Annotated in this window: 18 protein-coding genes and 1 pseudogene; 1 reads left to right on the top strand and 18 read right to left on the bottom strand. The window is 46.8% G+C overall.

Features of this window, described 5'->3' with window-relative positions; all coding sequences use genetic code 11:
• Positions 1–208 precede the first annotated feature (208 nt).
• From ABDW33_RS22265 to ABDW33_RS22250, 4 genes are all read right to left on the bottom strand, one after another.
• Positions 209–901 (bottom strand): AcvB/VirJ family lysyl-phosphatidylglycerol hydrolase, encoded by a 693-nt coding sequence (locus ABDW33_RS22265; RefSeq protein WP_343692308.1) that lies wholly within the window; start codon positions 899–901, stop codon positions 209–211.
• Between the two features lie 17 nt (positions 902–918).
• Positions 919–3,504 (bottom strand): phosphatidylglycerol lysyltransferase domain-containing protein, encoded by a 2,586-nt coding sequence (locus tag ABDW33_RS22260; RefSeq protein WP_343692307.1) that lies wholly within the window; start codon positions 3,502–3,504, stop codon positions 919–921.
• A 100-nt stretch (positions 3,505–3,604) separates the two neighbouring features.
• The gene (locus ABDW33_RS22255) at positions 3,605–4,045 is read right to left on the bottom strand and encodes a universal stress protein (RefSeq protein WP_343692306.1); all 441 of its coding nucleotides are present in this window, start codon (positions 4,043–4,045) and stop codon (positions 3,605–3,607) included.
• Positions 4,046–4,212: 167 nt separating this feature from the next.
• The gene (locus ABDW33_RS22250) at positions 4,213–6,780 is read right to left on the bottom strand and encodes a family 20 glycosylhydrolase (protein ID WP_343692305.1); all 2,568 of its coding nucleotides are present in this window, start codon (positions 6,778–6,780) and stop codon (positions 4,213–4,215) included.
• 176 nt (positions 6,781–6,956) lie between these two features.
• Between ABDW33_RS22250 and ABDW33_RS22245 the strand changes: the two genes are divergently transcribed.
• Positions 6,957–8,513, top strand: coding sequence for an FMN-binding glutamate synthase family protein (locus ABDW33_RS22245; RefSeq protein ID WP_343692304.1), 1,557 nt, complete (start codon positions 6,957–6,959; stop codon positions 8,511–8,513).
• A 55-nt stretch (positions 8,514–8,568) separates the two neighbouring features.
• Here the strand turns inward: ABDW33_RS22245 and ABDW33_RS22240 are convergent, their stop codons facing one another.
• From ABDW33_RS22240 to ABDW33_RS22175, 14 genes and pseudogenes are all read right to left on the bottom strand, one after another.
• Complete coding sequence (locus tag ABDW33_RS22240) at positions 8,569–10,020, bottom strand: alpha-L-fucosidase (protein WP_343692303.1); 1,452 nt, start codon at positions 10,018–10,020, stop codon at positions 8,569–8,571.
• 66 nt (positions 10,021–10,086) lie between these two features.
• Positions 10,087–10,812: a 6-phosphogluconolactonase gene (gene pgl / locus ABDW33_RS22235; RefSeq protein WP_343692302.1), complete on the bottom strand. Its 726-nt coding sequence runs from the start codon at positions 10,810–10,812 to the stop codon at positions 10,087–10,089.
• Positions 10,813–10,820: 8 nt separating this feature from the next.
• Entirely contained in the window at positions 10,821–12,326 is a 1,506-nt protein-coding gene (zwf, locus tag ABDW33_RS22230) for a glucose-6-phosphate dehydrogenase (RefSeq protein ID WP_343692301.1), read from the bottom strand.
• Positions 12,327–12,392: 66 nt separating this feature from the next.
• The gene (gene gndA, locus ABDW33_RS22225) at positions 12,393–13,793 is read right to left on the bottom strand and encodes an NADP-dependent phosphogluconate dehydrogenase (protein WP_343692300.1); all 1,401 of its coding nucleotides are present in this window, start codon (positions 13,791–13,793) and stop codon (positions 12,393–12,395) included.
• A gap of 129 nt (positions 13,794–13,922) precedes the next feature.
• Complete coding sequence (locus ABDW33_RS22220; RefSeq protein WP_343692299.1) at positions 13,923–14,624, bottom strand: sulfite exporter TauE/SafE family protein; 702 nt, start codon at positions 14,622–14,624, stop codon at positions 13,923–13,925.
• 12 nt (positions 14,625–14,636) lie between these two features.
• Positions 14,637–15,368, bottom strand: a complete 732-nt coding sequence (locus ABDW33_RS22215) for an urease accessory protein UreD (RefSeq protein ID WP_343692298.1) — start codon at positions 15,366–15,368, stop codon at positions 14,637–14,639.
• A gap of 50 nt (positions 15,369–15,418) precedes the next feature.
• The gene (gene ureG, locus ABDW33_RS22210) at positions 15,419–16,033 is read right to left on the bottom strand and encodes an urease accessory protein UreG (RefSeq protein ID WP_343692297.1); all 615 of its coding nucleotides are present in this window, start codon (positions 16,031–16,033) and stop codon (positions 15,419–15,421) included.
• Positions 16,034–16,705: an urease accessory protein UreF gene (locus ABDW33_RS22205; RefSeq protein ID WP_343692296.1), complete on the bottom strand. Its 672-nt coding sequence runs from the start codon at positions 16,703–16,705 to the stop codon at positions 16,034–16,036.
• A 2-nt stretch (positions 16,706–16,707) separates the two neighbouring features.
• The gene (gene ureE / locus ABDW33_RS22200) at positions 16,708–17,214 is read right to left on the bottom strand and encodes an urease accessory protein UreE (protein WP_343692295.1); all 507 of its coding nucleotides are present in this window, start codon (positions 17,212–17,214) and stop codon (positions 16,708–16,710) included.
• Positions 17,215–18,930, bottom strand: coding sequence for an urease subunit alpha (ureC, locus tag ABDW33_RS22195; protein WP_343692294.1), 1,716 nt, complete (start codon positions 18,928–18,930; stop codon positions 17,215–17,217).
• Positions 18,931–19,004: 74 nt separating this feature from the next.
• Positions 19,005–19,301 (bottom strand): annotated as a pseudogene (locus ABDW33_RS22190) (urease subunit beta); the annotation flags it as partial.
• Positions 19,302–19,318: 17 nt separating this feature from the next.
• Positions 19,319–19,621, bottom strand: a complete 303-nt coding sequence (ureA, locus tag ABDW33_RS22185) for an urease subunit gamma (RefSeq protein WP_116851324.1) — start codon at positions 19,619–19,621, stop codon at positions 19,319–19,321.
• An 82-nt stretch (positions 19,622–19,703) separates the two neighbouring features.
• Entirely contained in the window at positions 19,704–22,280 is a 2,577-nt protein-coding gene (locus tag ABDW33_RS22180; RefSeq protein WP_343692293.1) for a phosphoenolpyruvate carboxylase, read from the bottom strand.
• 239 nt (positions 22,281–22,519) lie between these two features.
• Positions 22,520–23,356, bottom strand: a complete 837-nt coding sequence (locus ABDW33_RS22175) for a TonB family protein (RefSeq protein WP_343692292.1) — start codon at positions 23,354–23,356, stop codon at positions 22,520–22,522.
• Positions 23,357–23,553 lie beyond the last annotated feature (197 nt).

Here is a 23,553-nt window from a genome sequence, read left to right as displayed (position 1 = left end):
GTTAACGAATAAAAATTGCCCACCCAAAACCGCATAACAAACTAACAAACAGTCATTTATATACATAAAATGGTAACACGTTTTAGCAACAAATGTTAGGAGAGTTAACCAGTTGTTAATCGGGAAATTCATGCAGTCACCCCTATTTTCCAGGATAAAAAAAACGCCCCTCCGAAACGGAAGAGCGTTACCTACCAGCTTTATTCATTTATTTAGGTCCCCAGTGTGCTACCATCTGCGTCACTACCCCATTCGCATCATCATTATAATGATGCCCGCCCGGCAACACCAGAGATTTATAATTCGTAATTGTTAATGAATGCAGATCAAAGTCATCCTCATCTTTCCCAAAAATCAATAACAAGGGCTTGTTCGTTATCGTATTCATCGCCGCCGGTACATTCAGCGCCCCGGGCGTAGAACTCTTGCCCAGCATATCCGCCACATGTACCACCATATCAGTACTCGAAGATGGTGACATAAACACCAGCGATGTAGTCTGATTTTGCAACGTACCCGGCAAATGCTGATAAATGAAAGGCAATACATCCGCCCCCATAGAATACCCTACCAGCAAAAAGGTATGATTGTTCCATTGATTGCCATAATACTGTAGTAAAGCTGCTACATCCGCACCCGCCTGCTGCGGTGTCTTCTTACTCCAGAAGTATTTCAGGGAATTCAACCCTATCACAGGATAACCTTTCGCTGACAAGGAATTCACCATATCCGCCGCAAATTTCTTCATCCCACCATCACCCGTCAGGAATAATATTACCGGACGTTGATTACCAGCCGTAGGCGCCTTCACCGTAACAGGCAGTTTGCTGATGTCCGTTTGCGCATGGGCTGTAGCCATCAACAGGCTCAGTACTCCCATCAACCATAATCCTTTCACCATCGTAAGCATTTTTTTGATCAAGCTTTCATTACTTTGCTCAATGCCGCCGGGAGCTGTATCAGGTCAAAATCATGTTCATATACAAGATACTTATTCGTCCAGTCCGTTGCATACTTCTCCTTGAATTCTCTCAAGCCATGATAATGACGGAATGCCCTGATCTTCTCGTACGCAAACTTTACTACCTGCTCAGCTGTATTCTGCGGTTGCTGTATACCAGACATTGGTACCAACCCCAGATTCAGATATTGTAAACCCTGATCCTTCGCATCCTGTATCAATGCAATGATCAGCGAATCCATACAACCGCCAGGTGCCGCAGTACGTTTGCGGATCAGGTCATATGTACACTCCCCGGGAGCATAGTCAGGAATTATATTCAAAAATGCTGCCACCTGCCCATTCGCATCCGTTACCGTTATCACATCCTGGTCCCTGATCGCATCTATATCGAACAATCCCTGTGAGAAAGTCATTTCTTTTACATCATAATCCACCAGCCACTCATCACTCACCTCCTTCAGCTCCTGCACAAGCTCAGGGCTCAATGGCGCCCGCTGTATAGCCGTTACATACCCCTTAGCCGCCAGACTATTCAACCCGTTACGCAATGATTTTTTATCCTTTCCACTTAGCGTAAATGCCGTTACATCCACAATCCCCTCCTGCCCTATCAGGATCTTCTTTTTTCTCAGGTGTTCAAAATAATACATACTTTGTTCATCCACCCTGTAGAATGCAGGCTTCAATCCCATTTTCTTACATTGCTCTTCAAACTCATGTAGCATCGGCAATTTTGCATCTTCTGCACATACCGGCTCCTCCAGCACGATAGCAAAACTGCTTGCTACCCTGTAAGCTATAAAACCCTCGTATTTTTCCGAGATAAAAAGCAACTTATCATCTCCTACCTTGAAGTAGTCCATCGCTGAACTACCATATTGACTCAGGTAATACTGCGCCTTCTCCATCGCCGCATTTGTATGCTTGCCCTTAGGCAGATAAGGGCGGATAATGGTATAAAACAGGAATGCCCAGGCACCTACCCCCAATACCCTGATCGCACTCAAAAATTCCCGTCCAAAACGCGTAACAGGCTTTAGCCCATCGTCTTCCAGCAACAGAAAACCATGAAACGATGCCCGCAATGATTGCAACAACGTAAAATCCATTCCAAAATGCTTCACATTCAGAAAATAGAAGCCAATGGTCCCAAAGATCAGCACAACCAAAAGCGTGGCGACCGCTGTTACCACCCCGATATTTACCAGCTGCCGGTTACTCTTAATCCTGTATTGTCTGGCGGTAATTAACAGGATAAACGCTGTCAGTAAAGCCAGGGACGCCTCCTCATAGTCCAGTGCCTTGCTGATATGCCCAAAGGCCGACAACACCGATACCGTCAATGCTACGATCCAGGCGCTGCGCAATCCCCTGAACAGGAAGGTGGCCGTGACCAGCAGTACCAGCCCAAGAAATACCACCAACAGGTTCGATGCATGAATACTCTCCGTCGGGATATACCCCCTCAGCGCGCGCAAACGATTGGCAAGCGGGGGCGTCAATACTGAAAAAATATTCACCATCCCCAACAGAAAGATCAGCACTGGCGGCAACAACCGCAATACGAGGTGACGACTTTTCAAAATAAAAGCAAACACACCGGCCAGCAAAGGCAGCCAGAATTCAAAAAGGCGGTACAATAATGTGATTTCCAGGGCCTGCAGTGAGGTAAACCCATAATTTGTCAGCAGGTAAGCCAGGGAAAGCTCAATGGCACCTAATCCTCTCAGAAAAGGTGATACAATCAGGAAGATCGTGGCAACGATGTAGCCTACACAGGCAGCTTCCAGGCTTGGATGTGCCCCCGTAGCTAACATGCTCAGATATAAATGAGCGATGCCTGCCAGCTCTATGCCAGCAGACACCAATACTGTTTTTACAAATGCAGGACGGTTCAGGTCAAAAGCGAAGATTTCATCCACATGCTCCATTACACCCGGCAGATACCTGGCCAACAGGTTATATGCTGCTCCCCTCTTCTGAATAGATCGCACTATCCAGACAACACCAGCCAGCACAGCACAGATAGTCACCAGTCCCCCTACTGCTTCCAACATTGATTCATCGTGCAATACCGCATATCCTACCACTGGCAACCCGACTACGAACACGGAGAAGATACCTACAAATCCATAGATGCCAGAGGCCTGGTGGATCTGCTGTTTACTAATCTGACTGCGCCTCAGGCTTTGTGGCATATAAGCGAGAGAACTTACACCTCCTGCCGGCAGGAAAATACTCAGCAGGTTACGCTTCAGAAACAATTCTGTTCCCCTTCCAATGTCCAGCTTACTGCCCACAGAACGAAAACTATACAGGTACATCCATGCCTGCAGGAGAATATATCCCACTGTCAGCACAATGCCGATGATCACCCAGAAACGGTCAGCTCGCTCTATGGCAGGCATCAGAGAATATAGTTCATGGCGCTGTTGTCTGAAAAAATAAATAGCCAGCAAAATAAACAGTACAGCCAGCATCTCTTTCCAATGTAATTTCCGCAGCAACGGACCAATTTTGAGCTTGTCTTTCAGAGGCATTACAGGTAAAATTTTATGTATAGCATGATCCTTACTTAACACACAAAACTACGTGTAAGTTGAAAGGCAAAAAGGATATGTTAAACAGTTTAATTAAATTTTAATGCTTTTCTTTCCTGTAAGGCACTACCAGTACGGGAATAGAAGAATGACGGATCACAAATTCTGCAGTGCTCCCAATCAGCAAATGGTCCAGACCGGTGCGGCCATGTGTACCAATTACAAGCGTAGTGGCACTTTCTTCTGCTGCCTGTTCCAGGATATCCTCCTTGGGATTTCCTAAAGTGGCTGTAACGGTCACGGTTACATCAGGGTATTGTTCCTTGTAATTTTCAAGATGCGCAATAATATCCTTCAGACGACCATTCAGCTCTTCAGCAGATGGGCCAACGGCTTCAATCACAGGCACTACCTCTGTGTTTTTGTCCAGGATAGAAGTTAAGATTACCGGAGAATGGGTGCTCCGCGCGAGTTGCATACCAGCAGCAATAACGCTGGTCGAATAGCTGCTTAGATCTACAGCTATCATGATCTTTGACATAGACAATCGTTTTTGTAAATGCAGACTTGTTTGTTGTGGTAGGCTTAGGTAAGGGCGTATTATGATACAAATTTACTATAAGTAACGTGATAAAACAAAAATCGCTTCTACTTTCGGTAGAAGCGATTTTTACGGTGCAGCACTGCACCCTCCTTATAAAAAGGGTTTTACTTATTTTCGATCGAAACTGTTCTACCTGTCCTGCCTTTCACATCAAACACCTTCAGCTTTATTGTTCCCTTTTCTTTAATCGGTCCTGCATAAACCTTACTCTTCGCATCTGGTTCCTTTCCGTTTGTAGTATACCTGATGGTAAATCCAGGCAACTGCAGGTTCGCTAACACGGCTCCATCTACCACACTCGCTCCGGCTGTAGGTATGCGATAATTGTACCCCCCGTTATAGTAGCTCAATCTTACCAGCTCTTTCTTACCCAGTGTATTTGCAAATGAATTCCAGGCCTTTGCATACAATTCTGCACTCCTTGTACTGTCTTTCCCGACCGCCCAGTCAGGATCTTTTGCCCATGCTCTCTCTGCCAGTCCCAGCAACTTAGGCAGGATCATATACTCCATTCTGGCTAAGTTCTTTACCGTTTCACTCCATAATAATCCCTGCACCCCCACAATGTTGTCTGCACCATATGCTGTTAACCGCTGTTTGTCTTTAAAAATCGCCTGATCCAGCGGGTTACCCAGGGCATCTACTTTCGAATTTTTATAATAATCCATGGGAATGAAATAGAAAGGTTTATCCACATCAACAAACCCTCCCCAGTAAAAACCCGGTTCATCAAATGACTTCATATACGCCATATCGAAGTACATGTTGCTCACACCAGACAACACCACTTTGTAATTTGCATTTGCCAGGCGATATGGCAGGTCTTCAGCACCACCACCCATAATATTGTTCCATACATCTACCATCAGGTGCTCTCCACTGAATCCAGGATTCGGCATACTGAATGGCTTCCCATCCAAAGTGGTTTTACGCATACCCAGTTCTTCCCAGCCATACAATTTCAACCCTCGTTTCTTTAACAGATCATTCACCTTTCCATAGTAGTAATACCACAGATCATTTATATCACGAATACCCTTATCTTTTTCCATCAGTGCTTTTACTGCCGGAGAAGCGGCCCATACACCAGCAGGTACTTCATCACCACCCATGTGTACATACTCCAGCGGCAACCCAGCCTCTTTATACATTCCCTGTACTTCTTCCACCACCTTGTCCAGGAAGTGATAGACCGCTGGCAATGCCACATTGATCACGTTGTCATTCCAGTTTTGTACTGACTGATATACTGATTGATCTTTAGGATCTGATAACAGATACTCTTCCGCCGCAGCCTGTTGTCCGGCTTTTATCAGCTTCTCATACCGCGCTTTCATGGCTACGATCGCTGCACGCGCATGCCCGGGCGTTTCTATTTCAGGTATTACACGGATATGACGCGCCGCTGCAAACTGCAGGATGTCGATAAAATCCTGTTTGGTGTAATAACCACTGCCTGCTTCGTTACTTACATCAGGCCCTGACCCATATGCCGGTTGCAGGTGATCATGTTCATCCAGAGTATGACCACGGTGTGCTCCTACAGTTGTCAGCTCAGGCAGCGCCGCAATTTCCAACCTCCAGCCTTCATCATCCGTCAGGTGAAAATGCAGTACATTCAGTTTGTAAAGTGCCATCAGGTCCAGCAGCCGATAAATGTCCTGCTTACTATGAAAATTGCGGGAAACGTCGATCATAAATGCACGGAACCCAAAGCGTGGACCATCTTTTACATTCACGGCCGGAATAGCTACTTTCTTTTGTACACCCGCCCAGGCATTGCCAGGGAACATAGATTTGAGGGACTGAATACCATAAAAAATACCAGCCCCCTCTCCTGCTTTAATTTGTACACCTGTAGCAGTCACTGTCAGTGTATATTCTTCCGGTGCCAGACCAACTTCTGTCGATAAAGTAATCGTCGCATTTCCACTATTTACTACCGTAGGTTCCTTACCAAATATGGTCTTCAGTTCAGCTGCGAGATAAGCTCCTTCTTTCGCAAAGGCAGGATCTGCGCTGATTGTCACAGCCGGCGTCAGCATCAGTTCTCCTGTACCATTCGTGATCTCACGAGGTGTAGGGAATACTTTTGGCAATTCTGCCGCCGGTATATCCGCTGTATTCTTATTTTGCGCGTAGATATCCTGTGGTGTGATCAGGCCAATCCTGTCGCCTGGGAAACGCAGGTATTGCTTTGGTTGTGTGGAAGGACGAACATGCAATGCAGGCAAACTATATCCTTTCGATGGTGCTTTGTCCCATACCAGATATAAACCGTCCGGAGCATCTGTGTAATTCACTGCCCAGGCATCGGCTACCAATGCAACACGGATCGAATCGCCCGGTGCAATACCTTTACTTTCACCGTTAGGTGTCAGTTTATACAGGTCCCCATTCACATGCGATGCACTCACTCCACCGGTTGTAGCGCCAGCATTCACTGACCTTACAAAGTTGAAATACAATTGCCAGCCCTGGGCGGGAAGTGCTGTACGGCCTGTATTGACAATCTTGAATACAGATAGAAACTGTGCCTTCCCCTGATAGTGATTTTCGCCTACTTCCCAGGATACTTTCAATTGTGAAGCGTCAAATGGCGCCTGTGCCCAAGCTTTGGTGGCAGCAGCTGTAAACAGGCCAGCTACCAGTAAAAACCTCCTTAAATGCATATTCAGTTGATATTAATCGCCCTAATATAAGGTTATACTGCTGCAAAACAAACAGAATATATGTCCGCTCCCCTCTCTTTAAGCATGAAAGGGAAATCTATATCTATCCCGGACCCGGGAACCGATATTTATAATTTCTACTATCTTTAACTACTCATCAAAAAGGAAGATAGTTTATGAAAGGATTTTTTGCTTTTACGGTAGGCAGTCTCGCGCTTATATGCTGTGGCGGTTATTTCTTTCCCTGGATGCTGTGGCTACTCGTATTGACGGTTCCACTGATTCTCCTCGGATTTGTTGACATTTTCCAGAAAAAACACGCCATTATGCGCAATTATCCTATTGTGGGTAGAATGCGTTACCTGATGGAAGATATACGTCCAAAAATCTACCAATACTTTGTAGAAAGTGATATCGACGGCAGTCCTGTGAACAGGGTAGACCGCTCAACTATTTACCAGCGCGCCAAGCGCGAACTGAACTCACAGCCATTTGGTACGCAGTTCAACGTATACGCTGAAGGCTACGAATGGATGTCTCATTCCATTCAACCCCGCTCCTTCGACACGATGAACAAGGATCCCCGTGTGACGATTGGAGGTCCTGAATGTCAGCAGCCTTATTCTGCCAGTATTCTGAACGTGTCCGCTATGAGCTATGGCTCCCTTAGTGCCAATGCGGTTGAAGCCCTGAATGGGGGAGCCAAAATCGGCAACTTTGCCCACAACACAGGTGAAGGTGGTATCAGTGAACACCACCTGAACCAGGGCGGTGACATCATCTGGCAGATCGGTACCGGTTACTTCGGTTGCCGCGATGAACAGGGTAACTTCGACGAACAATTATTTGCAAAAAATAGTGCAAGGCCACAGATTCGCATGATTGAGCTGAAGATCTCCCAGGGGGCAAAACCAGGCCATGGCGGTATCCTGCCAGCGTCTAAGAACACGCCCGAAATCGCTGCTATCCGTCATGTGAAACCTCATACGACAGTAGCCTCTCCTCCTTATCACACTGCCTTCAATACACCGCGCCAGATGGTGACTTTCATCAGCCATATGCGTACGCTGGCTAATGGGAAGCCTGTTGGTTTCAAACTGTGTATCGGCCAGAAGTCCGAATTCCACGCTATCTGTAAAGCCATGCTGGAAACTGGCTGCTACCCTGATTTTATCACCGTAGATGGTGGCGAAGGTGGCACCGGTGCAGCACCTCCTGAGTTCAGCAACTCTGTAGGTATGCCTCTCATGGATGCACTCGCATTCGTACATGACACGCTGAGAGGATACAATATCCGTCATAAAGTAAAAGTGATCGCATCCGGGAAGATCCTGACAGGTTTCCACATCCTCCGGGCCCTGGCATTGGGGGCTGATGCATGCAACAGTGCAAGAGCAATGATGATGGCTATCGGTTGTATTCAGGCCCTGATCTGTAATACCAACCGTTGTCCTACAGGTGTCGCCACACAGGATAAATGGTTGCAGGCAGGTCTGGTAGTTGATGATAAAAAACACAGAGTTGCCAACTATCACCAGGACACTATCGAAAGTGCTATCGAACTGGCCGCCGCCGCAGGATTGGAATCACCTCATCATATTACCAGGAGTCACCTTTCCAGAAGGGTGTTCATGAATCAGGTGAAAACATTCGAAGAGATCTATCCTGGTATGGAAACAGGGGCACTGCTGAATGCAGAAATGATGGAGAAAATTAATATAGATAAGTGGTAAAAATCATCCTATAAAAAACGCTTCAGTCAAAATGGCTGAAGCGTTTTTTATGCTATTAGTTTACTCTTATTGTAAACATTTTAGTGGGCAAATCACCGGGGGTTAACCCTGACAGATCTACCACAAAATCCTTTCCTACCTGCTTCCCACTCACCTTCTTCGCACATCCCAGGATACTTACTTTCACATTCTTTGAGGGCATATAGTTCTTAATCTTTACCTGTGGTACATACGCCGGTACAACCGCATACAATGCATTCCCCTTCTGCGTAAAGAACATCTCCACATGCGCACGATCCTTTGCCGGTTTTATCAGGTTCGAAATACTATAATCTGACATGAAATTAGATTCCTTCAATTCAGGGACTTTTCCTTCACTCCACTGCCTCGTCTCCTTCCATGTTTTCGTATCATAGATCGCTTCCCCATTTACATCCAGCCAGGCTCCGATGTCGATCAGCCTTTGCTGCATGATCACAGGAATACGGCCATCCGCTGTAGGCCCGATATCCAGCAGCAGATTTCCCCCTCTCGACACAATATCTACCAGCATCAGGGTAAGGTCTTCACTCTTCTTGTAATCATCCACATTCTCCATACGGTTATAACCATATGACTGACCAATACCCTGACTTTCTTCCCAGATCACACCCGGCTGCATACCGCTCCCATATTCAGAAGTCAGGTAGGTCGCTCCATTGTGTTTACCTCGTGTATTACTGCCCCAGCGGTCATCTACTACTACCTCATCCTTCACAGGAGATTCGTTGTACAACCAGGCTAGCAGCGAAGTGCTGTGCCAGGCTGTATCAGACAGTTCCCATTCTCCGTCTGAGAATATGACAGCAGGTTTATACTTCGTCACCAGTTCTTTGAACTGGGGAATCATTACCTGATTGATATATTGTTGTTTATCTTTTTTCCAGAGAGGATTGAACCATTCATACAGGGAATAATAATAGCCCATTTTCAATCCTGACTTACGCACAGCATTTGTCAGATCGCCCAGCAGGTCTCTCTGAGGTGTACCATCTTTTGCATTCCAGGTACGCCCCCAGCTTTCGCTGGACTGCTTGTTATCCCACAGTGTATATCCTTCATGGTGCTTAGAGGTCAGCACAACATACTTTGCACCTGAGCGACGAAAGATATCTGCCCATTGATCAGGATTGAACATGGAGGCAGTAAACTGTTTCTCCAGATCCTGGTAAGGAACATCTTTACCATAGTTTTTGTCGTGGAATGCACGGGTTGCATCATGTGGTCCATCTGTACGGCCATCCAGCTGATACCAGTACCATTCCGAATATCCTCCGGGACCTACCGGTGCATACGAAGGCACCGCATAAACACCCCAGTGTATGAAAATACCGAATTTAGATTGGTTAAACCAGGCCGGAATTCCGCGGGTTTCCAGCGAAGACCAGTCAGCCGTATATTTTTGTTGTCCTATAACAGTGGAAGCGCCAAACAATAACGCAAACAGGTAAATAAGTGATGGTTTCATACTCAACAAAATAAAGAAAGCCGGTCACTTTCGCAACCGGCTTTTCTATTTTTAAATAAGATCATTTTACATCTCCAGTGCACTCGCCGCGGCCTCATCCACAAACCAATGCAACTCACCATCCTGCGGTCTGATTAACTGCGAAGGGAATTTCTCTGCGTCAAAAGTGCCTTCAATCACACTCTTCAGGGTCAGCGCCTTTCCGCTGCCAGTCGCCATAAATACGACACATGCCGCCTGGTTCACCACTGGTGCTGTCAGCGTAATGCGGTACATATCCTGGGCCTGGAGCCAGAAAGCACTTACCCAGGCTTTTTGCTCGTTTACCACCGGCAATCCAGGGAAGAGAGACAAAGTATGCCCGTCATCTCCCATACCCAATAGTACCAGATCGAAAGTCGTATCTGAATCCTTGAAATATTCCAGCAAAATTTCTTCATATGCTGCGGCTGATTCTTCCGGCTTGATGTCGGTGCGCATCACATGAATATTTTCCTTAGGTACATTCACTACTTCCAGCAGACTTTCAAACGCCATACGTGCGTTGTTACGATCATCTTCAAACGGAACAGCTCTTTCATCACCCCAGAAGAAATGAATTCTCTCCCATGGAATCATCTTGCTATACGGCTCCTTTGCCAGCAGGTGATACAACGACTTGGGGGTACTACCACCGGATAATACAAAAGTGAAGATATCCTGGTCCTGCAAGACTTCCTGGATATAGTTGCTGATCCATGCGGCCAGGTTCTCGCTCAGTTCCTGTGTATTCTTGGCAATGTGTAATTCCATGTCAAATATTATTTAGGCAGATTGATCCAGGCATGTCCATCTCTGGCAATCATTGCATCAGCATCTTCCGGTCCCCATGAATCAGGCGCATAATTAGGGAAGTCTACCGGAGTGCGGCTTTCCCATGTTTCCAGTATCGGCATGATCAGTTTCCAGGCAGCCTCTACCTGGTCTGCACGCATGAACAGGGTTGCATCTCCTTCCATTACATCCAGCAGCAGTGTTTCATATGCTTCCGGTGCATGATCATCACCATATTGGTGATCGAAGTTGAATACCATGTCTACTGGTTCCAGTGTCATAGCCTGACCCGGACGTTTAGCCTGGAAGCGGATACGGATATCCATTTCCGGTGTGATACTGATAGTCAGACGGTTCGGTCTCCACGTCTCTGCCGATTCACTGGGGAATGCAAAGTGAGGTGCCGGACGGAACTGCAGGGTAATATTTGTTGCTTTCTGATGCAGGTGTTTACCGGTACGTACATAGAAAGGTACGCCCTGCCAGCGCCAGTTGTCAATATGGAACTTCACAGCAGCGTAAGTTTCTGTAGCAGATTCCTTTGCCACACCTTTTTCGTCGCGATAGCCAGGCACTTCTTTACCCTTGATCCAGCCGCTGGAATACTGGCCTCGTACTGCATTCTCATGTACTTCACCTTTGGTGAAAGGACGCATTGCATTCAGTACATCCACTTTTTTATTACGCACCTCATTCGCATCGAATGATACAGGTGCTTCCATAGCGACCATACAGAGCACCTGCAGGATGTGGTTCTGCACCATATCACGCAGCGCACCTGACTTTTCATAATATTGTGCACGATCTTCCAGGCCCACTGTTTCAGAAGCAGTGATCTGTACATGATCGATATAGTTACGGTTCCAAACCGGCTCGAACAGGGCATTTGCAAAGCGCAGTGCCAGGATGTTCTGAACGGTTTCTTTACCCAGATAGTGGTCGATACGGTATATCTGCTCTTCTGAGAACAGACGGCCCAGCAGCGCATTCAGGTCATGTGCACTCTGCAGGTCATGGCCAAATGGCTTTTCGATAACGATACGGGTACAATTCTTATCTGTGCAGAGGTTCAATGCACCCAGCTTCTGCGCGATAGAAGGCACCAGTTGCGGGGCTACTGCCAGGTAAAAAATAACGTTTGGATGCTCCCCCCATTCTGCTTCCCTCTCCTTCACAAAATCAGTGATCTTGCTATAAGCAGCCTGGTTGTCCGCATCCATCTGCAGGTAGGTTACATGTTGAGAAAATTCCTCCCAGTGACCATTCTGCTCATCTTTGCGGCGGGAAAATTTGTTGATACCCTCCAGCAGGTGTGTACGATAGTCGTCATTGTTATACTGGCTACGTCCGATACCTGCGATAGCAAATTTTTCTGGCATGTAATCATCCAGAAAAAGGTTATATAAAGCCGGCGAAAGTTTTCTGTAATTCAGGTCGCCACTACCTCCGAAGATAAACAGGATGGAGGCCGCAGGACGTTTGTGGTTGCTCATAAAATTATGTTTTTTAAGCAGTGCAGCCTGACAGGGTTGTGCGCAATCCCGGTCAGGCCGCAACTATTATTCTCCCCACACGGTATGGAATGTACCGGGTTGGTCTATACGCTGATAGGTATGTGCACCAAAGTAATCACGCTGTGCCTGTACAAGGTTGGTAGGCATGCGCTCTGTACGATATGCATCGAAGTAAGACAGTGCAGACATAATGCCCGCTGCTGCTATACCTGACTGCGCAGCACTTGCTACTACAGTACGGGTATTACCAACTACCTGCTTCACGATAGCTGCAATCTCTTCACTCAGCAAAATGTTAGGCAATGATGGGTTAGCCTCATATGCGCGTGTGAATACTTCGAGGAGGGTAGAACGGATAATACATCCGCCTCTCCATACTTTCACTACCTCTGGCAATGGAATTTCCATCTCCAGTTCTTTGGAGGCCTGTGTCAGCATAGCCAATCCCTGTGCATAGCTCAGGAGAATACCAAAGCTCAGTGCATCGTGAATCTGTTCTACACTCAGTGCTGGTGCTGTTTCGGAAGAATTGTAAATTTTTGCTGCTGCTACGCGCTCGTCCTTGTAACCGGACACAGTACGCATCGCTACTGCTGTATCAATCACCGGTACGGCTACAGGCAATTCCATCGCATCCTGTGAAGTCCACTTACCAGTACCTTTGGAACCAGCTTTGTCAGAGATCACGTCTACGAGATGTGCGCTTGTCTTATCATCCTTTTGCAGGAAAATATCCGCCGTGATCTCAATCAGGAATGACTGCAGGTCGCCTTCATTCCATTTCCTGAAAGTTTCGTGCAGCTGTTCGTTGCTCAACCCTTCCTTTTTCAGCAGGGCATAGGTTTCGCTGATCAGTTGCATGATGGAGTACTCGATCCCATTATGTACCATTTTTACATAATGGCCGGCACCTTCCTTACCCAGGTAAGCTACACAGGGAGTACCATTTACCTTAGCAGCAACTGCCTCCAGCATAGGTCTTACCTTTTCGTATGCTTCCTTATCGCCACCCGGCATGATGCTAGGGCCTGTACGGGCGCCCTTCTCACCACCGGATACGCCGATGCCCATAAAATGGATACCCTTCTCACGCAGATATTTAACCCTGCGCAGGGTATCAGTATAATGAGAGTTACCGCCATCGATCACTACGTCCCCCTTTTCTAACAGCGGGATCAGTGATTCGATCACATCATCTACCGGTTTCCCTGCGGGAACCAGCATCATCAGTTTGCGCGGACGCTCCAGCAATTGTACCATGGTTGCCAGTTCAGCCACTCCCTTCACGGTAGTGCCAGCTGTAGCAGCCGATTCCAGTGCTCCGGTCTTGGTTGCATCTTTGTCGAAACCAATAACGGAAAAGCCATGATCAGCCATGTTGAGCAACAGGTTTCTTCCCATTACGCCAAGACCAATCATGCCAAAATCGAATACGCTTTGTGCCATAAATTATCGTGTAAAAGCCAAAAGATGAGTAAAATTACGAATTATCAATTAGGAATAATACATATTCAATATGCGCATCGGGAAAACGTTCAATTCCCCCGATAATATATACCAGTAAATTTTTCATAGTTACCAACCCAGCCACACCATGCCTAACCCACAAATGAAAATCGTGAATCCTCCCAATGCGTGCACATATCGCTCTAACCGACTGGTTGTCAGCAGCGAAAAACCATAATACCCCAATAACACCATGGCCACCATTGTCAGTAATGTAAAGAGCGTAAATACCATGATGAGCAATACCATGGCATAAGTAGAATGCTGCGCGGCCGGATATGTCAATAAAGGTATCAATGGTTCACAGGGTCCAAGGCCAAAGATAATCAGCATAATCCATGGTGTCACTTTTCTTCGCTCCTGCGGATACACGACCTGTTCATGTTTATGCTCATATACATATATGTCTCCGTTGTCGTATACATCAAAATGCTTGTGCACCCTGTTTTGCCAGGCACGCTTTAATCCCCAGATCGTGTATAACAACCCGAAGGTCAATAATGCCCATCCGGCAATACCCCCCCGCAGATTCTCCAATCCGCTGATCTTTGACAATGACCATCCCAGGGCGATTCCCAGCAATCCCAACAACACCGAACTCCCCACATGCGCCACACCACAAAGCAGCGTCCATATAACGGTTTTACCTATCGACCAGTTCCTCACCCGGCTCAATGCTATGAACGGAATGTAATGATCCGGCCCTGTCACCGTGTGCAGGGTACTGATAGTCAACGCCGTGATAACGAGCAATTGTAGCTCCATATTCATACCATGATCATTTTAAAGTCTTCTTTCTTCCCCCGCCAGCAATGCTATCTTTTTAAATAGCTGGTACAGCTGCTCGCCACCTTGCCCTAAAACCCTTACCAGTAAGGCGCCTGCCGCCGTTCTAGACACCCCACCCCGAATACCTGGCTCAGCGGACAAAAGGTCATATACCCTTCCTGCCATCTCCGCCATGTCACCTGCCACATCCTGCCAATAAAGGGAGGCCTGATGGGTATACCCCTCCCATTGCCCCATTTCCCCTGCCGGGATCTTTGCCGGTTCCAGCAATGTTACATCCTTGAATACCAGTTTTCCCTCATAACGGACCTCTGTGGTACTCTGAAAATGCCGGCAGCGAAAAACTTCCCCACTCAGCTTACGTCCACATGTAATGATCTCTCCCCAGAAAAGGCGACTGCCCCTTTCCAGCCAGATCCTGTTCACGGCAGAGAAAACGGCATTTTCATGAGGTACACTCGGATGCGGCAGATAAAAGAAACTACTGCCAGCACCTACATATACCGAAAACGACTGCTTCGCGCCCGATTTCATCTGGAATATGCGCTGATAGGATTGCGTGTACAGGTGCAAACTCGTGCCGGCAGCTACCTGCACCTTCATATCATATTCATCTCCATCCAGTATTCCCGGCGATGCACTCATCAGGGTCAAATGTAATTCCTGCGCATGCTGCCCACTGATATCAGCCACCTTGAACGGGCGGGTGAAATAGCAGTGTTGCAAATATGTTTTGCTATTCCGCGCTGCGGTAGTTATCTGTAGTTCACTAAACATTATGCTTCCAGTAGCGCGTACTTTTTGATCCAGTCAATCACCTGATCCAACCCCTGCAACGACATCAGGTTAGTAAATATAAAAGGCCTGTCAATCCGCATTTTCCGCGCATCTCTTTCCATCACTTCCAGGCTCGCATGTACATAAGGTGCCAGGTCAATTTTATTGATCACCAACAGATCCGAACGGGTAATACCCGGGCCTCCTTTTCGGGGAATCTTATCACCTTCTGCTACATCTATCACAAAGATGGTCACATCTGCAAGATCAGGGCTAAAAGTAGCCGACAGGTTATCACCTCCACTCTCTATGAAAATGATTTCCACATCAGGAAAGCGGGCGACCATTTCATCCACCGCTTCCAGGTTCATACTGGCATCTTCACGGATAGCCGTGTGTGGACAGCCACCAGTTTCTACACCAATAATACGTTCGGCTGGCAACAAACTATTCTTCATGAGGAATTCTGCATCCTCTTTTGTATAAATATCATTCGTGATCACTGCCAGACTATACGTTTCGTGCAACTGACGGGATAAACGTTCTATCAAAGCAGTTTTTCCGGCACCTACCGGACCGGCTACACCAATTTTTATATATTTTCTGTTCTCCATTTACGACATGTATAACCTTGAATATAATTTTTCATGCTGCATGCAGCTGATATCAAATGCAGGACTGCAGCGGCCTGCGAGCTCCCGGGAAACAGTCTTTGTCTTACTTACCCATCCCGGCAATAAAGGCAGCAAACTATATAAAATCTCCTGCCCCTGCTGTTGTCCCAGCGGTACCAGTTTCACACAATTAGTGACCATACCGGTAGCAGTATTATAGTAAAACGCTGTCATTGCCTCCTCCAGCGGAATCCCCAGCAGATAAGCATATACACCAAACACCAAACAATAATGCCCCGTTGTTTTCAATGCATATTCTTTTGCAAACTCATGCTCCGCTAATGGCAGCATCAATTTCAGCAGCCGCAAACCCAGCTTCTGACTGGCCTGCCTCATTTCCATGGGAGATTTCAAAGCGGTACACTCTTCGTCCAACTCAAGTAATAAAGACAAATCACCCGCTTCCGCAGCCAGGTATCCCTGCCAGGCAAAGTAGCCATCGTTATAAATAACATTATACTCCAGCATATTGCGGATATACGTACCGGCGGTCGCAGCATCATGCACAATACATTGCTGCACATAGGTTTCCAGCCCATTGGAATGCGTGTAGGCCCCAACCGGCAATGCCGGATCTGATAAGTGCAGCAAATGTGGCAACCAGTTTTGCATAGCTACGATTTAGTGGTCAGCTGCAATATTTTACTGAATAATGTTGTGCCCGATCCGTGTTCATGTGGCTGAACATTACTCCTGAGCATATTTGTTAATACCCGGTTTTCCTTTACCGGCTCATATCCTTTAGCTTCCAGCCAACGGAATAACGGATCTTCGTAAGGCACCATGAGTTCTTCATTTACAATAAACAAAGGCAGGTGCTTATTGCCAATTTCATAGCAGACAGTTGCCATATCCAACATCGTCAATGGCTTGAGCACGATAGCAGGTGCAGGCAGTATACTTACGGCAATGACCGTATGATCGTCTGCCCATAGAATATCTCCATCCTGCAAAACAGGAAATCCTTTTACTACCTTCCATCCTATCTCCCGCCCGTCACGGGTATGCCGCCGCATGATCTTTTTATTCGTCTCAAACCATTCCAGCTGCAACGGGTCTGTTACCCGTGCACCTATATCAAATGACTGCACATTCCCCTGTATCGAATTTATCAGGATCATTTAGAATAGAAAATAACGTTGAGCTAATGGCAGCACGGTAGCAGGTTCACAGGTCACCACCTTTCCATCTACCGATACTTCGTATGTTTCAGGATTCACCTTTATATCAGGTGTACTGTTATTATGGATCAGGTCTTTCTTGCCAATATTACGGCAGTTCTTCACAGGCAATACGATCTTCTGCAAACCGTAGGTAGCTGCAATATTGTTATTCACAGCGGCTTGCGATACGAAGGTCACACATGTATTATGCAGTGCTTTTGAAAAGGCACCGAACATCTCCCTGTAGATCACCGGTTGCGGTGTTGGAATAGAAGCATTCGGATCTCCCATCCTGCTACAGATGATCATACCACCTTTGATGATCATCTCTGGTTTAGCGCCGAACAGTGCAGGCTTCCACAATACAATGTCTGCAAGTTTACCTGCTTCCAGTGAGCCTACATGCTCAGCGATCCCGTGGGTGATGGCCGGGTTGATAGTATATTTTGCCACATACCGTTTTGCCCTGAAATTATCATTCTCTTTGTCTTCCGGCAGGTAACCTCTTTGTTTTTTCATCTTATCGGCTGTCTGCCATGTACGGATAATCACCTCACCCACACGGCCCATGGCTTGTGAATCAGAACTCATCATACTGAATACGCCCAGATCATGCAGGATGTCTTCTGCGGCGATTGTTTCAGGACGGATCCTGCTGTCTGCAAAGGATACATCCTCCGGCACACTTTTATCCAGGTGATGGCAAACCATGAGCATGTCCAGGTGCTCATCGATGGTATTCACAGTATATGGCCTGGTCGGATTGGTAGACGAGGGCAGGATATTCGGATACATTGCGGCCTTGATAATATCCGGCGCATGACCGCCACCAGCACCTTCCGTATGATAAGTGTGGATCACGCGCCCATCGATTGCCTGAATGGTATCTTCCAGAAACCCGGATTCATTCAGGGTATCTGTATGGATGGCTACCTGTACATCGTATTCGTCAGCCACCTTCAGTGAAGCATCTATCACGGCAGGGGTAGCGCCCCAGTCCTCATGGATCTTCAGTCCCAAGGCACCGGCTTCCACTTGTTCCTTTAGCGGTTCAATGGTGGCACAGTTTCCTTTACCCAAAAAACCAAGGTTCATAGGGAAAGCATCTGCGGCTTCCAGCATTTTGCGAATAAACCACGCACCGGGCGTAACGGTCGTCGCATTGGTACCATCGGCAGGCCCGGTACCACCGCCGATCATAGTCGTGATACCACTATGCAGGGCATGGGTGATCTGCTGCGGGCTGATAAAGTGAATATGTGTATCTATGCCCCCGGCCGTGGCTATTAAACCAGCGCCACCATGCACTTCCGTGCTGGCACCGATAATCATGTCAGGGTCTACACCATCCATGGTATCGGGGTTGCCGGCTTTACCAATTTTCACGATGCGGCCATCTTTGATGCCGATGTCTGCTTTCACGATTCCCCAGTGATCAATGATCATGACACTGGTGATCACCATATCCAGCACACCGTCATTGCGGGTAGCAGTTGAGGATTGTGCCATACCATCGCGGATAGTTTTACCTCCGCCGAATTTGGCTTCATCACCATATACAGTATAATCTTTTTCTATTTCAATAATGATATCAGTATCTCCCAGTCTCACCTGATCACCGGTGGTAGGGCCATACATAGCAGCATAGCGTGCTCTGTTGATCTGGAGGCTCATGAAGGGTTATTTTTGAAGTGACCGTCATTGATTTTTTTCATGGCTTGTATCTCTGAGATGGCAGTAGTCGTCGTCCCATTCACAAGATTGTTCATGCCATATGCATTTCTGGCGCCGCCAAGGCTTACCAGTTCCACTGTCTTTTCTTCCCCTGGCTCAAAGCGCACAGCAGTGCCTGCCATAATATTCAGGCGCTTGCCAAAGGCGGCTTTACGGTCGAAAGAGAGCAGGCGGTTGACTTCGAAAAAGTGCGTATGCGATCCGATCTGTACAGGTCTGTCGCCGGTATTTACCACCGTGACAGCGGCAGTATCACGGCCCTGGTTGGCGTTGATATGACCGGGTTTTATAAAGTATTCTCCGGGAATCATAACATAGATTTTGATTGTTATCTGATAGGGTGGTGTACAGTCACCAGTTTGGAGCCGTCTGGAAAGGTAGCTTCGATCTGGATCTCGTCTATCATTTCCGGCACTCCTTCCATCACATCTTCGCGGGTAAGAATAGTCGCACCGTATTGCATGAGTTGTGCCACGGACTGCCCGTCTCTGGCACCTTCCTGCAGGCGGCTGCTGATTAACGCGATGGCTTCAGGATAGTTTAGTTTTACCCCTCTGGCCTTTCGCTTTTCGGCCAGCTCACCAGCCAAAAAGAGCAACAATTTTTCCTGTTCCCGGGCTGTTAAATGCATACTGTTTAGATTTTGGGTTATAGGGTAAATTACAAAAAAAGCCGGATGATCAATCCGGCTTTCTAACTTATTAAAATTATTTCTATGCAGAGTTTCTTCCTGCGTTGATGATTCCAAACGAGCATCTTACCACTAATTTTTCAAAGATTTCTTTCAGCCCATTTCCATTTCCGGCCTCATTCATCTCGCGGATACGGGTTAATGCATACTGCTGAATGGTGAGCAGCGGCAATACAATGCGCTCACGCATCTGTATAGACAACTGGTCTACAGGGTAATGAGACATCAGATCCGCGTGTCCGGTCAGCTTCAGCAGATAGGTACGTGTGCGCTGGAATTCATCGTGGATGATTGTCCAGATTTCACCGAACTGCGGATGGTTCTTATAAGCAGCTGTAAGCGGGAAGTAACACTTCTTCATCGCCATCTCACAGTTGTCCAGCAGCGTACGGAAGAACAATGAGTTCTTGTACAGGTCCTGCACCTCTTCCCATTTACCGTCTTTCTCCATTTGCTCCAGGCTGTAACCTACACCATAGAAACCAGGCACGTTCTGTTTGATCTGGCTCCATGCACCTACATAAGGCACCGCTCTCAGGTCATTCAGGTTCAGTTTGCCGGAACCGTTCCTCTTGGACGGCCGGCTGCCGATGTTTGTTTCGGCATAATAACGCAGCGGGCTCGCGTAGTTCAGGTAATCCAGGAAGTCAGGATGCACTTTCAATTTGCTGAATGCATCAAAACCAGCATCTGCCAGCGTTTGTAACACCTCTTCCTGCTCCATAGTCAACGTCTTTTCCCGGCTGGAGAAAAGTTCGTTGGCAATACCGGCATGTACAAGTTGTTCAATATTATACTGTGCAGATTCTACAGTACCGAAGTTGGAACTGATGGTCTGCCCCTGGATAGTGAGCTGAATTTCCTTGTTGGCAATGTTGCGGCCCATAGATGCATAGAACTGATGGGTTTTTCCACCACCTCTTGCCGGAGGACCTCCGCGACCATCAAAGAAGACTACATTGATACCATATTCCTTAGAGATGGCGCTCAGCTCTTCCTTCGCTTTATAGATGCACCAGTTTGCCATCAGGTAGCCACCATCCTTGGTACCATCGGAGAATCCGAGCATGATGGTCTGTTTATTATAGCGCTGCTGCAGGTGAGTTCTGTATTCTTCGTTAGCGTACAGGGAACGCATCACTTCTCCGGCATGCCGTAAGTCCTCGATGGTTTCGAACAGCGGCACGATATCCACACTCAACTCATTGCTCTTCCAGCCACTCAGCAGGAAGAGCCCATATACCTCCATCACATCGAGTGCACTGGTTGTATGGCTGATGATGTAACGGTGACATCCAAATTCCCCGTTAGCTTCCTGGATGGTTTTAATCGCTTTGATGGTTGCCAGCGTATCCTGCTGCAATCCTTCTTTCACGATAGCCGGATCAGCAGCTTCTTTAATTTTTAATAAGGCAGCAATCTTTTCTTCGTCACTGAGATCCGTATAGTTCTTAGGCAGTAAATCGGATCCGGCGGCAATTTCTGCAATGAGTGGTCCGTGTACAGAACTGTCCTGACGCACATCCAATGTTGCAAAGAACAATCCGAACAGCTCAACCCTGGTGATCAGGTCATCGAGCAGGTTCAGGAACAGGGCGTTATTTTCCTCGATGAGAATGATACGCACCCTGTACAGTGTATCAAGTATATCCTGGCGGCTCAGGTTTGTCTTGTGCCCCGGGATAAAGAGGTTGCTATATAATTGCTGTTCGAGTGCAGCCAGCTCATTTTCGATACCCTTGAAAGTCAGGCGGCGCTTGAGACGGCGTACATCCAGATAATAACATTTTATAATTCCGCCACGCAGTGCATCTGCCACGCGCAGTGTAATGTCCGCATTTACAAAAGGGTTACCATCGCGGTCCCCACCCGGCCAGAAGCCCATGCGGATCACCGGATTATTACCATTGATAGCTGCGGGGAAGTGGGATTTCAGGCGGGCTACAATCTTACCTGCTGCGGTGTAGAATGTATTCTCAAGGAACCAGACCAGGCTGATGGCCTCGTCATAAGGCGTTGGCTTTTCCTTCTTGAAAAAAGGTGTCTTACCTAACTGCTTCAGGTAGGAATCCACCTGAGCAGTATTATCATTGATCAAAGCCCTTGACAGGTCATTGATAATACTTAATACATTGCCTGGATAGAATTGAGTAGGATGCGCCGTCAGTACAAGGCGTACCGAGAAATCCTGCAGTTTTGAAGCCAGTTCATCCTGCTTTTGCTCTGCCATCACCTCTGATTCCAGGTGACTGAGTGTACCTGTACCATTCATGTCATGAATATGGCGGAATGCAGCATCTTCCAGCGCGTCGAACAATACAACCTGGCGTTCTGCGTACTGTACAAATCGGAACAGCATATCAATCTGCTGTTGCTCATTTGCATTTGTGTACTGCTCGAAAAAAGATGTGAGAATTTCCTGCGGACTTTTTTCCTTTCCGTATCCTTCTTCACAGTGGATCAGGAATAAAGAGAGAAAGACGCCGGTCTTCTCCACCTTATGGAAAGGTAGCGCAGTAAAAAGGCTGTTGTATAACTGGAACTTGGTGCCGACCAAATTCTTAAACAACTGTAGAGTGTTATTTACCGGTGCTTCCATAACTGATTTTACTAATTTTAGATGACCCTTAGCCAACCGGGAGATAAAAGTAGTACAAAATAGTTATAAAGTTTAATAGAAAAACTGGCGGAGAAATATGCCACGGCATGTAGCCGTGGCATGCAAAGGTTCCCCCCTCGTTGCAGTTGAGTGTAAACGTTAATTGAACAATAGGTTCGGGTAAAAAGTAATTAGTATCTTAAAAAATTGTTATGCTTTGGGGTGGAAGCACCAGAAGATTAATTCTGCAGTGTGTATGTTACAGGAAGGTTAAATTGCACACTTACATTTTGCTGGTTTTGTCTGCCAGGTTTCCATTTGGGCATTTTCTTTACTACGCGGATAGATTCTTCCTCAAGCCCACCGCCTTTTGTAGCACCGATAGTCTTTACATCGTTGATGTTTCCTTCTCTGTCCACTACAAACTGTACGAATATCGTTCCCTGAATTTCATTTTCCTGTGCTACGCGTGGATACCTCACATTGTCATGGAGAAATTTGAACAGCGCTTGTTCACCACCAGGAAATGAAGGCATGATTTCAACAGTCGTAAAAATTTCATCTTTTGCCGGCTGATGTGCTTCTACAATGCCGTTTCCACCACCGTTTGATGCAATCAATGCCGGAATGTCCTGACCATTGATATCATCCCCTTTTACATTAGCAACAGCAATTGATTTGTTACCAATACTATCCAGTTTTACAACTTCATCTTCAGCACGTACTAATTCATCACGGGTGATAACAGGAGGAGTAACTTTGATGGATGAAACGGCCGGCGGAGGTGTTGTAACAACAGGAGGAGGAGGAATAACTTTGTCTTCTGCTGGAGGTAAAGTTTCCAGTACAGTTGCTTTCACTACCGGCTCATTTCGTGTATTCGTTGACGCTGCAAAGAGCTGATTGCTCATTACATATCCACCAATCACCACCAAAGCTATAGAAGCTGTACCCATCAAGGCTTTTCGAACACGCCTGTCTTCACTTCTGCGGAGATCATATGCGCCGTAATCTTTGTTACGACCCTCGAAGAGAATGTCGAGGAAGTCTGCATTGTAAATGTTTGTTGTATTCATGTGTTGAACATTTACAATAGAGATGCCCGGTTAACACAATTCCATAAGATGAAGGAGAAAATTATTTTAGCTTAAAAAAATCCATTCCAGATTGATATCCGGATCGGGACACCTATTTTGCTAAAGGAAGTATTCACTATCTTATATAAAGTAATTTCTTTCTGATGTTGTGCCAGTAAAAGATGCTAATATGCCAG

It is taken from the genome of Chitinophaga sp., assembly GCF_039596155.1.
Lineage (GTDB): Bacteria > Bacteroidota > Bacteroidia > Chitinophagales > Chitinophagaceae > Chitinophaga.
Note: the sequence above shows the minus strand (reverse complement) of the source record. Positions and strands in the feature narration are given on the sequence as shown.